Consider the following 13,063-nt stretch of genomic DNA (forward strand, 5'->3'; position numbering starts at 1 on the left):
GCTACTGGCTTCGACCGCGGGATTGTACAGCGAGCCGGCGCGCTTCGACTTCCTCGGGTTTGACCGAAGAATTTGCGGCCGATGAGCGGCTCGCCTCTAGCGCCATGCCTTCGCCGAAGGGCAGGGCATAGCCGTCATCGATCAGCGCCTTGTAATTGCGCAGGAAGGTGGGATCGATCGAGGCCATGTCGCGCGCCAGCTGCTGCGCGGCGGGAAGCAATTCTTCGGGCGTAACCACGCGGTTGACGAGGCCCCAGCGCTCGGCCGTCGCGGCATCAAGGAAGTTGCCGGTGAACGAGAGTTCCTTGGCGCGGCTGATGCCGATGAGGCGCGGCAGCTTCTGCGAGAGGCCCCAGCCCGGATAGACCCCGACGCGCGCATGGGTATCTGCAAAGCGGGCAGTGGTGGAGGCGATCAGCACATCGCAGGCGAGCGCCACTTCGAATCCGCCGGTAATGGCGACGCCGTTGATCGCGCCGACCACAGGCTTGCGGCAAATCTCGATGGCCTTGACCGGGTTTTCGGACGCGCCTTCCGCATTGGCGGCACCGAGCGCGCCGGCGGTGGAGCCCAGTTCCTTGAGATCGAGCCCGGCGGTGAAAGCGCGGGTGCCGGCGCCGGTCAGGACGACGGCGCGTACGGCGTCATCGGCATCAAGCGCGGTCATCACTTCGGCCAGGCGCGCACGCAGGGCCTTGGACAGCGCGTTCATTGCTTCGGGACGGTTGAGCGTCACGGTGGCAACACCGTCTGCAATATCGACGAGAATGAGATCGGTCATGGGCCACGTCCTTATAGAAACCGGGCCGCTTTGACCATGGTGCGGGCGGCCATGCACCTCTGCTTATTGCGGAGGTTCCGACATGCCCGCGTAGAGATCCATGAAATTGCGCGCGGCATCCCGTTCCGCCGGATTCTTGAACGCCACGTCGAGATCAGGCGAACAGCCGAGGATGTGCATGAGCGCCCAGAGCGCGAAGCGCCGAGCGGGATCGGTCTCGAGCCCGAAATCGACCGCAAGCCGTTCGGAGCCGGCTTCGAGTTCGGCGGGGCTCAGGCCGGCAAGGTCGGCCGTGCCGAAATAGCGTCGCATCAGATCATCGAAGCCCATCGCCGACCTCCTTCAGCACCTTCAGAAACGCGAACGGCGCGCGGGAAGGGCTGCTTCCCGCGCGCCGCACCGTGGCGAGCTCCGGTGGAGCTTGCCGAATGGCTCAGCCGTTCAGCTTGTCCTTGACCGACTTGGCAGCAGCGAAGGTCAGCTTGCGCGAAGCAGCGATCTGGATGGTCGCGCCGGTCGAGGGGTTGCGGCCTTCGCGAGCCGGGCTTTCCTTGACCTTGAACTTCCCGAAGGCGCTCAGCGAAACTTCCTCGCCCTTGGCAGCCGCATCGGCAATCGCCGCGAACACGGTGTCGACCAGCTTCTTCGCATCGGCCTTGGTGAGGCCAGCGCTGGCAGCAACGGCTTCGGCGAGTTCAGCAGTATTCATGATCCCAATTCTCCAACGGTTGGAGGGGCCGGTTAGCTCGCCGCGCAGGCTGCGTCCAGCCTTGCACAAGCAGAAAACGCTGGAATCTGGGGGAATCTCGGCCAATTCGATGCGTTAACGCTCCGAGAGGATGCGACTTGGCAATCCGGGGCGTCTCCCGAACGAAGCGGCAGGGCGCCCCGGCGCTAAAATGAGGTTCAGCTTTCAGAGTTCCACAATCTTCCGGCTATGTCTCGCGCTTGAGACACGCCAGTTACAATTGAGACAGTAAACCCTTTCACGCGTGGTACGCCGCTTACGTTGAGCCGCCAGAAGATCCCCATCACCGCGCAGTCGCGGCCATACTTCAGGGAAGATTTTCAATGGCGAAGAACATCTACGGCACCGATGGCAACGACTCTATCTCCCAGGGGTCGCCCATTTGGGACGATTCGGAGAGCTACAACATTTATACTTACGACGGTTTCGACCAGATTTCCTTGTGGGTTGGTGGCACGCAATATGTCGAAACCGGTGCTGGAAACGATCTTGTCTCCATCTACGGCTCAGGTGCGGCCACCGTTTATGGCGGTACCGGCGACGATCGTATTTCCCACGAAGACGGGTTTCTGGACTACAGCAGCGCCTCGAGATTCTACGGTGAAGCCGGGAACGACAAGCTGACCGGCTTCGCCAGCGGTGACCTGCTCGATGGCGGCGCCAACAACGACACCCTGGTGGCGGTCGACGGCAACAAGCTCTACGGCGGCACCGGCGATGATATCTTCGATCTGACCCAGGTCAGCGGCGAATATGCGGTCAGCCTCTATGAGTATTCGGGCGGCGGCAACGACCGGATCGATGCGCAGTTTTCAACCTTCCACTGGCGCACGAACATCGAGGCCTATAACGGCGTCGGCGGCAACAATGTCCAAGTCTGGGGCAATGATTCCGCCAACAAGCTCGACCTGGGCGGCGGCGCGGACTGGGCCAAGATGGGCGGTGGCGATGATACCGTCTACATGGGCGGCGGCGCTGACAAAGCCTATGGCGAGGCAGGTAACGACATCATCGCTGGCGGCGCCGGCAATGACTACATCACCGGCGGCGCGGGCAACGACAAGCTCTATGGCGGCGTAAGCGATAAATTCGGGCAGATCGTCGATGGCGACGACACCATTTACGGCGAAGACGGCGACGACTGGATCCACGGCGGTACCGGGGTCAACTATCTTTCCGGCGGTGCGGGTAACGATGTGCTTTACACCGGGTCGGGTACCGGCACTCTGGTCGGCGGGCTTGGCAATGACATGTTTGTCGTCGGTTCATCGGCGACCATCGTCGAGGACATCAATAGCGGCATCGACACGATCGTGTTTTCCGGCGCACAGATCACGCTGGCTGCCAACGTCGAGAACCTGACGTATCACACCACCAATCCCTTCACACAGAGCTACAGCCCCGGCCATAAATTGATCACCGGCAATGCGCTCGCCAACACCATCGAAGGATATGGCTACGACGCAGCTTTCTACGGCGAAGGTGGTGCAGACCGCATCAATGTCCAGGGCGACCACAATACCGTGCGCGGCGGCGACGGCGACGACTACCTGACAGTGCAATGGGGCGGTGCGACGGTGTTCGGTGATGCGGGCAATGACCGCATCTACGGGGGGACCTCCGACGAGATCCTGTACGGCGGCACAGGCGATGACGAGATCGGCGGCGCAGCTGGCAGTGACGTGATCGCGGGCGAGGCCGGGAACGACATCGTCTATGGCGGCGCGGGTAACGACTACATCACCGGCGGGCTGGGCTACGACCGGCTCTACGGCGAAGATGGGAACGACGTGGTGCGCGGCGGCGATCTCAACGACTATGTCTACGGTAACGCCGGGAACGACAGCCTCTATGGCGAACAGGGTAGCGACTTCCTGTGGGGCGGCGCTGGGGCTGACCGCTTCGTCTTCAACAATACCGCGCACAGCAAGATCGGTGCCGGTTTCGGGATTGACCAGATCAAGGATTTCGAGGCGGGGATCGATCGCATCGACCTTTCAATGATCGATGCCAGTGCCACGCTGGTCGACAACCAGGCCTTCACCTGGCGGGGTGTGGATCCGCGTCCGTTCACCAATGCGGAAGGCAATCTCTGGGGCCAGAAGTTTGCCGCGACCACCACCAGCGCGGAGTTCATCCGGGTCTATGGCGACGTCAACGGCGACGGGGTTGCCGACATGTCGATCGACGTCTTCGGTGCCACGACGCTTTCGGCTGCCGACTTCGTACTCTGACAGCAGCGGAAGGATCATTGCAGCGGGGTCGCCGGTCGGCGGCCCCGCTTTGCCGTGGGGTTCAAACCGTCACTCGCCGTCGGGGACCAGCATGTAGCCTTCGCTGCGCACGGTCTTGAGGACCGCCGGCTTGGCGGGATCGAACTCGATCTTCTTGCGCAGTCGCGCGATCCGCATGTCGATCGAGCGATCGAAGGGATCCCATTTCTTGTGATGCGCAAGTTCGAGTAGCTGATCGCGCGAGAGCGGTCGCCGGGCATGGGTGATCAGCGTGTAGAGCAGATCGTATTCCATTGCGGTGAGGTCGACGCGCGCGCCGTCTTCGTCGAACATCGCCTTGAGTTCGGTATCGACCACGCAGCGCCCAACCTTGACCCGCGTGGCGGGCCGCCCCGCCGCAGTCGCGGCTGACATCGTGCGGCGCAGAACCGCCTTGACCCGGGCGCGCAGTTCGGCGGGCTCGAACGGTTTGGCGAGGTAATCGTCGGCGCCCATCTCCAGCCCGACCACGCGGTCGACCGTACTGCCCATTGCAGTGAGCATCAGTACGGCGGAATGGCCTTCAGCCCGGAGCCAGCGAGTGAGCGACAGGCCGTCCTCACCCGGCATCATCAGGTCGCAGATCACAAGATCGGGGCGGAAGGTTGGCACCCGCCGGCGCAAGGCCACGCCATCTTCGGCGGTTTCGACCTGATAGCCGTCCCGGCTCAGGAGATCGAACAGCAAGTCGCGCAAGTCGGCATCATCGTCACAGACCATGATTCGTGCGCGGACATTCATCGTGCAGCGTCTCCCGCAGGGGCCGGGTCGATCGGCAGCCGCACCAGCACGGCGCATCCCTGTCCCCGCTTGCTCTCAAAGGCGATTGCGCCACCATGGCTTTCAACGACGCCGCGCGCAATGGCGAGGCCATGCCCGCCGCCCTCTCCGAAGGCGCGCGTGGTGAAAAAGGGCTCGAACACCCGGTCCTTGATGGCATCGTCGATGCCGGGGCCGTTGTCGGCGATGGTCACCTGGACCTGTGTGTCGTGTAGCGCCGTTGCGACGCGCAGACGGCGCGGCCCGGGATGGTCCGCCAGTGCCTGCTGCGCATTGGTGATCAAGCCAACGAACGCCTGCACCAGCCGGTCATGATCTCCCGGAATCGCAACGACCGCGGGATCGTAGTCGACTTCAACCGCGATGTCGGCATTGCGAAGGCCATAGCCCGAGAACTCGAGAGTTCCAGCCAGCAGTTCGTTGAGATTGACCTGCCCCTGCATCGGCCTTGGCTCACGCGCCATGGCAAGAAAGGTGCGGACGATGCGGTGGCAGCGATTGGCAGCATCGCGCAGCTTGACGATGTCGCGCTCATCGGGTGTGCCCGCCAGTGCGTCCTCGAGAATGGCCGCGCGGCCGATCACGACAGCGAGTGGATTGTTGAGTTCATGCGCCACGCCGCCCAGCAGAGCGCCCAGCGCGGTCAGCTTCTCCTGCTGGTGCAGCTGGGCACGCTGCCGCGCCATCTCGGCTTCCATCGCCTTGCGTTCGGTGAGATCGCGAATGAAGGCCGCGTAGACCTGCTGCTCGCCAAGCGCGATCTGCTCAATCTGGATCTCGACCGGAAACGTCCGGCCCTCGGCGTGCCAGGCATCGAGCTCAAGTCGCTTGCCGACCACTCTACCTTCCCCGGTCGCCGCGTGGCGGGCCATGCCGCGCTCATGCGCCGCGCGCATGTGCGGCGGGACGATCATCGCCCCGATCGACTGGCCGATCATGTCTTCCAGCGCATGGCCGAAGATCGCGCCAGCGGCGGGATTGACTCGCAGGATCATGCCCGCATCGTCAGCGATCACGACCGCGTCAAGCGAGGCATCAATAACCGCACCGACCAGCGATTGGGCTGACAACTGGGCCTTTGTCCCATCAGCGGAGGCGGAGGGCACCGGCATGGTGATGAATCTTTCTTTGGCGACTGCGACAGCCCGGCATCGCATATCTCTGTAACAGCACGGCCACGCCTTGAGGCCTGCTTTGTAACGATTGTAACAGTTACGGCGCGAGCATCTTCTGTATCAGTTCGCGCAAGGCGGCAGGTGTAAAGGGCTTCTCCAGCACCGGACAATCGACCTCCGCGAGGAAATCGGCCACCTTGCCGCTCAGCGTGTCCCCGGTGACGAACGCCAGACGTCCTGCCAATTCGGGCCGGTGGTGCCCGATCCACGTGTGCATGGTCGGACCATCGCATTCGGGCATGCGGATGTCGGACAGCACAAGATCGATCGCAGTACCTTGCGCGAGGAAGTCCTGCGCGGCCCGCCCGCCAATCGCCATCTCGACATCCAATCCGCTACGCTTCAACATATCGGCCAGCGTTTCAGCGACATCAACTTCGTCATCGATCACCAGCACGCGGCCCTTGGCGGCAAAGCTCTGCGAAGGGCGGGCTACCGGGGCCACGCTCTGGGTTTCGCTGATCGGCAACATGATGACGAAACAGGACCCCTGCGGCACGTCCTCGATCGCAAGCGTACCGCCATGTGCCGCGACAATGCCGAGCGAATAAGAAAGGCCGATCCCGGTGCCTGATCCGGGCGCCTTGGTCGTGAAGAAGGGATCAAAAATGCGGTCGCGCATCGGGTCCGGAATGCCTTTGCCGCTGTCAGTGACGGCAATCCGCACCATGCCCTCGGCGCGCGATGTCTCGATGATGATCCGCCGCTCGCCATCCCAGTCTTCCAGTGCCTGTCGCGCATTGGTGAGCAGGTTCACGATAACCTGGTGGAGCTGATCAGGATCGGCTTCGATCGAGGGCAGGCCTGTGGCGAGCCGTGTCTCAATCAGGACATTGGCAGCGCGCATCTGGTATTCGGTGAGTTCGATCGCGGCACCGATCTGGTCGTTGACGTCGACGCTGCGGTAGTCCGGCTCTCTTTGCCGTGCCATGGCCAGGAAGCTCTGCACGATCCGGGCACAGCGGTCTGCGGCCCTACGAATGCGGGTGATCCGCTCGAAATGCTGGGTTTCGCGCAGATCCTCGGCCAGCATGGCGGCCTGACCTATCACGGCTGCCAGCGGATTGTTGAGTTCGTGGCTGACGCCCGCCAGCATGGAACCGAGCGCGGCCAGCTTCTCCGACTGGTGCAGCGCGGCGGCGGACCGGGTCAGTTCCTGCTGCGCCTGGCGCTCCTCGGTCACATCTACCATGATCCAGCCGACCAGCTGGACCTCTCCTGCATCGTCAAGCACGGGAAAGGCCGTCATCAGCAGTTGCAGATCCTGCCCCGATCTCGACCGTAAGGCCGCTTCGAACGTTGCGGCAGCCTTGCTTTCCCGCACGGCGCGCAGCTGATCTGCGACAATCTGACCATCATCCGGAAAGAGCTTGTCGACATGCGACAGGTCCTGATTGACCAGTTCCTCGGGCGCGAACCCGAAATAGCCTGCGCCGCTGCGGTTGATCCGGCTGATCGTGAGCCCTTGCGGTTCGAGGAAGGCCATCGGCATCGGCGCATTGTTGAGAAAGGCCTGCATCTGCGCCTGGCTTTCGCGCAGCCGCCGCAGCCGCTCGACGACCGGGGCCCAGAGCCAGGGCAGTTCCGGCGGCAGTTCATTGGAGACCCGCGCCGACTGGGCATAGGACAGGAGTTGCAGCGCCGGCTGGTTCACCAGCCAGCCCATTTGCAGGAAGATTACGATGACCGGGATGCCGAGCAAAGTTACCAGCACGATATAGCCGAAATTGGCGTGCCAGGACGCACGGACAATGGCGCCTCCATCCACTGCTGCAAGCAGCTGCCAATCACTTCCGTTGATCGGGTGTACCTGCAATTGCGCTCCTGCGGGGCTTGCGGCGGGTAGCGGAGCTGATCGCGGCGCGATGGCCAGCGTCAGCCCCGTCGCGGCGAGACTGCGCAGGATGGGGGCGGCGGTCTGCTCATCCAGCGGCCCGCCGCGATCAAGCGCCGCCAATGCGCCTTGCGCCGCCGCAATCGAGCGGTCTGCCTCGGTGCGCAATTGCGCTTCGGTCAGCCACACGCCGCGTACGATCATGACCAGCATGAACAGGCTGGCGAGAGTATAGGCCACGACACGGGTGGCTGCGAGGATGCGGCGGGTACGAACTGTAAATGCAGTGCGTTGACGCGGATCGAGATGATCCTCGTTCTCCGAATTCTGACGCATGCCGCTTGCCTTTTCGCTTCCGGGCCTTTGCCACGCGCCGGCCCCCACTTCTCCAGCGCGTTAACTCTAGCCGCACAATCTTAGGCCGACAAATGTCGTCTCGTTGCTGCGCGATCCGCTGGCACAACGGCGTCATTCGCCCGAAGATGAATGGGGGCTGCCCGCAGGCGAGCCGGCAAACCTTGGCCAATGCCAGCTTCACGGCAAAGATGTGGGGTCGGTCCAAGATGGCTGATTGGTTGCCAGCACGTTGCTCTCCGTTGGGGCGCCACGACCGGATTTCCACGCCACCGTCTGCAGGGAGGCAAGCGCTTGCATGCAGACCAGAAACTTTCCAGCTCCAATCAAGGCAGGGGAGGGCAGGGGCACGGGAGCGTTGTCCGGGCAGCGCAATAGTGTGTGTCGTCCTTGCCATGTCCTCCCCGCTGGCGGGGGATAGCGGCGCATGCAGCGTGGTCAGGTCACTTCGAAAACGTCGATCGTTACAGCTGTGCGGCCGCGGGGGGTGAGGCTGCCGACGAAGATGTGGCTGTTGAGAAAGGCATATTTCTCATGCGCGACTTCGAAAGTAGAGCGCGTCTTCCCGTCGACGCGGGCCGCTGTGCTAAACGTAGTTGAAGCCGATCACCCGTATCCTTGGCTGGTGCGCTCTTCCGGACACAATTACTTCAATCGCACGCTGATCGATCTTGCCAAGCTCGTCGGCGATCAAGACAGCACCAGATCGCCACGCTTTCGGGCTCTCCGGTGCTGACCCCCGCTGATATCTTGGAAATATGAACCGCCTTCTGACGTGCCCGGCGCAGCCTTCTGCGGATCGGTCATTTATTGGGTCCCGATGCGGAATAGTGATCGTTGCTGGGCGTTGTCACGCACGGCAGGCCACTGGGGGTGTCTTGTCCGAGGTCTGGGGTCAGCCGTCAGCTTTCTGTCAGTTCCGCACGATACCCGGTCACGAAGCATGGGTTGGTCTTGCATCAGCAGGGCCCTCGCCGCAGATGAGGACAAGACGATGCCGGTGCCGAACACGAAGCTTTCGATTGGTGGAGCTCTGGCGTCTGGAGCTGCGGTCCGCTTCACACCCAACACTGCAGGCGATTTCCAGCCGATTGTGGCCGGCACATCGGTTCCGCCCCTCGTCTCAGCAACGACTGACATGAACGGCGACGGGCGCGCCGATATCATCTTCGGTGCGCCGCAGGATAGCGACAAGGCGGCAGGCGCCGGACGAATCTTCATCGAACTGGCGCCTGTGATCGGTGGATCAACCACCGGCATGGGGGATTCCAAGACCCAGCTCATCATCGACGGCGTCAACGCAGGCGATCACGCCGGTGCGGCAGTTGGCGGGATCGCCGATCTCAACGGTGATGGTCGGGGCGAGATCCTGATCGGCGCGCCGGGGATGAAGGCCGACGCGGGTGCGGGCTTTGTGATCTTCGGCAAGGCGGACATCGCAGGAATCGATCTCGCCGATCCCTATTCGGGGGGCGGGTTCGGCTATGCGCTCAAGGGGGAGGCTGCCGGAGATGCCGCGGGCAAGGCCATCACGGCTATCGGGGATCTCAATGGCGATGGCAAAGCCGATGTCCTGATCGGCGCGACGGGCAATGATCAGGGCGGTGCCGAGGCTGGCGCCGTCTATGTCAGCTGGGGCAAGAGCACGACCAGTGCGGTGAACTTGAGCACCGTTGCTGCGGGCACGGGCGGTTTCAAGATCAAGGGAGCGACGGCAGGAGACGCCATCGGCAGCGTGATCGCAACAAGCAGCGACATGAACGGTGACGGGAAGGCGGAAATCCTGATCGGGGATGCCGCGGCAGGCCCGGGAGGAGCCGCCTATGTCGTTTTCGGAAAGTCCAGCGGGGCGACGGTTGACCTTGCCGCTGTGGCAGCTGGAACCGGCGGCTTTGCGATCAACGGCATCGCGGGCGAGGCTGTCGGATCCGCGATCACCGGGCTTGGCGATATCAACGGCGACGGACGTGGCGACATCCTCGTCACCTCGGCCAGCAGCGGTCATGGCTATGTCGTATATGGCAAGGCAGATGGTGCGGCTGTCAACCTCTCCGATGTTGCGAACGGCATCGGCGGGTTCAGGATCAATGCCGAAAGGCCCGGCGATTTTGTCCAGATGAGCGTGGCAGGAGGGACCGATCTCAATCACGACGGCATCAACGACATCGTCATCGGCGCGCCCGGCAACAGGGAAGGCGGCATTCATGCCGGCGCTGTCTACATCATCTGGGGCGGCGGCAACACGACGGTCGACCTTTCGGCCATTGCGCAGAGCATGGGTGGCGCCAAGATCGCCGGTGCAGCGGGAAGCCACTTGGGAACGGCGGTTTCCGCCAACTTCGATTTCAACGGCGATGGCAATATCGATGTGCTCGCCAGCGCCCCCGGTTCGGGCGAGTCAGCATATGGCATCAATGGGAACGCAAGCTGGCAGCCTGACAACAACATCTACGGAACCAACAGCGCCGATGTGATCGGCTTCGGCTTTGGCGGCGTGCACAAGGTTGGTGACACAGCGGACAACGTCAACGCGCTTGGCGGCCGGGACACCATCAGCACGGGCGGCGGCAACGATATCATCGATGGTGGCACCGGTGCCGACAGGATGACCGGCGGCACGGGCGACGACACCTACTACGTCGACCATGTCGGCGACAAAGTGATCGAAAAGGCCGGTGAAGGCATCGATACGGTCATTGCGTCCACCAGTGTGACGCTGGCTGCAAATGTCGAAAAGCTGGTTCTGAGCACGTCCGGGCTGACAGGGACTGGCAACGCGCTCGACAACACGATCACCGGAACCGCCGGGAATGACACCCTGAACGGCGGCGTTGGAGCCGACACGATGGATGGCGGGCTGGGCGACGATGCCTACTTCGTCGACAACAACGGCGATCTGGTGGTCGAAGGCGCCAATGGCGGAACCGATACCGTCACAGCCCTGATCGAAGGGTACACCCTCGGCAGCAATCTTGAAAATCTCGTGCTGGGGGCAGGCGTGGTTGGCGCCCTTGGCAACACTGCCGACAACGCGATCACCGGCAATGCCGCAGACAATTCCATCGACGGTGGGGCAGGAGCCGATCGCATGGCAGGCAGCGTTGGCAACGATAGCTACTCGGTGGACAACCTCGGAGATGTCGTTGTCGAAGCGGTTGGTGAAGGCAGCGACACTGTCACGGCATCCGTGAGCGGCTACACACTTGCCGACAATGTTGAAAACCTGGTCCTGGCCGGCGCTGCGTCGAGCGGAACCGGCAATGCACTCGACAATCACCTGACTGGTACGGCCGGGAACGACCTGCTCGATGGCGCCGCTGGCGCGGATACAATGACCGGTGGCCTCGGCAGTGATACATATGCCGTCGACAATGTCGGAGACGTGGTTGTTGAAGATGCCGGCGGCGGTACCGATACGATCGCGGCTTCTATCGACTACACCTTGGCGGACGGAACCAATGTCGAGAACCTGACCCTGACCGGAGGGGCGCATCACGCCACCGGCAACAGCGGCGATAACGCGCTCACCGGCGGGGCGGGCAACGATGTTCTGGACGGCGGCGCCGGTCATGACACGCTGGCCGGCGGCGACGGCAACGATACCTACCTCGTGGACAGCCGGACCGACACCATTGTCGAATCGGCCACTGGCGGCACCGATACGATCGTTTCGTCGGTCAACTACGTCATGGCCGAAGGCAGCAACGTCGAGAACCTGACGCTCTCCGGCACAGCCAGTCGGGCGACCGGAAACAGCGGTGACAATGTCCTCACCGGGGGCGCGGGCCTCGACGTCCTTTCCGGCGGTGCGGGCAACGACACGCTTGATGGCGGCGCTGGCGCAGACGTCATGAAAGGCGGTCTCGGCGATGACACGTACCGGATCGAGAATCCGGGCGACCGGGTCATCGAAGATGTGAATGGCGGCAACGACACGGTGATCGTCAGCACCAACTGGAAGCTCGCAAACAATATCGAGAACGTAACGCTGGTCGGGTCTGGCCACACACTGACGGGCAACGCCGCCAACAATGTGCTCAAGGGCGACACTGGCAACGATACCCTCGATGGCGGCGCTGGCGACGATACGCTTCAGGGCGGAGACGGCAATGACACACTGATTTCCGGGTCGGGCGCCGATGTCCTTGCCGGCGGTGCGGGCAATGATATCTACAAGATACATGGTGGTGCCGCACGCATCGAAGATTTTCAGGGCCATGATACGATCGACGCAAGCCAGGCGACGGGCGATAGCCATATCGACCTTTCGGGCGACACGCAGACCGACATTGAAAACCAGATCATCGATCTGGGCGGTGGCGGTTCGGTAACCGGCGCGCTCAACGTCCAGTTCCTGCAGGATCTGACGGGCAGCTTTGCCGATGACGTGGTCACCGTGCGCAGCCTGGTGCCGCAGATCGTCACCGCACTGAACGCGGTGAGCGGCGGTGCGGCATTTGGCGTATCCACGTTCCGCGACAAGGCCTTTGGCGGTTTTGGCAATTCTGGAGACTGGACCTACACAACGGGCCTGTCCATCGGCGCGACGTCAACAGATCTAACCAATGCTTATGCAGGCTTTGTTGCGTCTGGCGGGGCCGACGCACCCGAGGCACAGCTTGAGGCGCTTCTGCAACTTGGTGCCCGCGCAGGCGGCGAAGTCGGCTACCAATCGAATGCGGCCCGATTTGTCGTCGTCTTCACGGATGCCAATTTCCACACGGCTGCCGATGGCACCGCTGCGGGCATTCTGACGCCCAACAACGGCAACGGCGTGATCAACGATGGCGGTATTCTGGAAAACTATCCGGAAATCGTTCAGGTCCGTGCCGTGCTTGAGGCGGCCAACATCATTCCGATCTTCGCGATCGCAGGCGGCTTCGAGACGACGTATCAGGATCTTGCCACGCAACTTGGCCGGGGCACTGTCGTTACGCTTTCGGCGGACAGCTCGAACATCGTATCGGCCATCACCAGCGGCATTTCTGCGGCAACCGTCACCCACATCGCAGATGCCATCGGCGGCGCTGGCAACGACAGCCTGACCGGGAATGCCGGGGGCAATCTCCTGTCAGGCAATGGGGGAGACGATGTGCTCGATGGTCGTGGTGGCAACGA

At 62.7% G+C, this 13,063-nt stretch carries 7 protein-coding genes and 2 pseudogenes; 2 read left to right on the top strand and 7 right to left on the bottom strand.

What is annotated here, in order from left to right; all coding sequences use genetic code 11:
- Window position 1: 1 nt before the first annotated feature.
- From Q0082_RS11250 to Q0082_RS11260, 3 genes are all read right to left on the bottom strand, one after another.
- The gene (locus tag Q0082_RS11250) at window positions 2-781 is read right to left on the bottom strand and encodes an enoyl-CoA hydratase (RefSeq protein WP_298192533.1); all 780 of its coding nucleotides are present in this window, start codon (window positions 779-781) and stop codon (window positions 2-4) included.
- A 63-nt stretch (window positions 782-844) separates the two neighbouring features.
- The gene (locus Q0082_RS11255) at window positions 845-1,111 is read right to left on the bottom strand and encodes a hypothetical protein (RefSeq protein WP_298192535.1); all 267 of its coding nucleotides are present in this window, start codon (window positions 1,109-1,111) and stop codon (window positions 845-847) included.
- A 103-nt stretch (window positions 1,112-1,214) separates the two neighbouring features.
- A complete protein-coding gene (locus tag Q0082_RS11260; protein ID WP_067905954.1) occupies window positions 1,215-1,490 on the bottom strand; it encodes an HU family DNA-binding protein in 276 nt (91 codons plus the stop codon).
- Window positions 1,491-1,852: 362 nt separating this feature from the next.
- Between Q0082_RS11260 and Q0082_RS11265 the strand changes: the two genes are divergently transcribed.
- Complete coding sequence (locus Q0082_RS11265; RefSeq protein WP_298192539.1) at window positions 1,853-3,763, top strand: calcium-binding protein; 1,911 nt, start codon at window positions 1,853-1,855, stop codon at window positions 3,761-3,763.
- A gap of 69 nt (window positions 3,764-3,832) precedes the next feature.
- On the opposite strand, the gene Q0082_RS11270 is transcribed toward Q0082_RS11265, so the two are convergent.
- The 4 genes and pseudogenes from Q0082_RS11270 to Q0082_RS20115 form a co-directional block, all read right to left on the bottom strand.
- Complete coding sequence (locus tag Q0082_RS11270) at window positions 3,833-4,543, bottom strand: response regulator (RefSeq protein WP_298192542.1); 711 nt, start codon at window positions 4,541-4,543, stop codon at window positions 3,833-3,835.
- Window positions 4,540-5,694: an ATP-binding protein gene (locus Q0082_RS11275; RefSeq protein WP_298192544.1), complete on the bottom strand. Its 1,155-nt coding sequence runs from the start codon at window positions 5,692-5,694 to the stop codon at window positions 4,540-4,542. Before Q0082_RS11275 ends, Q0082_RS11270 begins: the two co-directional genes overlap by 4 nt.
- Before the next feature lie 100 nt (window positions 5,695-5,794).
- A complete protein-coding gene (locus Q0082_RS11280; RefSeq protein ID WP_298192546.1) occupies window positions 5,795-7,927 on the bottom strand; it encodes an ATP-binding protein in 2,133 nt (710 codons plus the stop codon).
- A gap of 456 nt (window positions 7,928-8,383) precedes the next feature.
- A pseudogene (locus tag Q0082_RS20115) lies at window positions 8,384-8,494 on the bottom strand (DUF3237 family protein); the annotation flags it as partial.
- Window positions 8,495-8,939: 445 nt separating this feature from the next.
- On the opposite strand from Q0082_RS20115, the pseudogene Q0082_RS11285 reads away from it, so the two are divergent.
- Window positions 8,940-13,063: pseudogene (locus Q0082_RS11285) on the top strand (hypothetical protein); the annotation flags it as partial.

The organism is Novosphingobium sp. (assembly GCF_027489515.1).
GTDB lineage: Bacteria > Pseudomonadota > Alphaproteobacteria > Sphingomonadales > Sphingomonadaceae > Novosphingobium.

Coding starts and splice junctions, on each gene's coding strand:
- Q0082_RS11250 (WP_298192533.1), bottom strand. CDS start 781: ATGACCGATCTCATTCTCGTCGATATTGCAGACGGTGTTGCCACCGTG.
- Q0082_RS11255 (WP_298192535.1), bottom strand. CDS start 1,111: ATGGGCTTCGATGATCTGATGCGACGCTATTTCGGCACGGCCGACCTT.
- Q0082_RS11260 (WP_067905954.1), bottom strand. CDS start 1,490: ATGAATACTGCTGAACTCGCCGAAGCCGTTGCTGCCAGCGCTGGCCTC.
- Q0082_RS11265 (WP_298192539.1), top strand. CDS start 1,853: ATGGCGAAGAACATCTACGGCACCGATGGCAACGACTCTATCTCCCAG.
- Q0082_RS11270 (WP_298192542.1), bottom strand. CDS start 4,543: ATGAATGTCCGCGCACGAATCATGGTCTGTGACGATGATGCCGACTTG.
- Q0082_RS11275 (WP_298192544.1), bottom strand. CDS start 5,694: ATGCCGGTGCCCTCCGCCTCCGCTGATGGGACAAAGGCCCAGTTGTCA.
- Q0082_RS11280 (WP_298192546.1), bottom strand. CDS start 7,927: ATGCGTCAGAATTCGGAGAACGAGGATCATCTCGATCCGCGTCAACGC.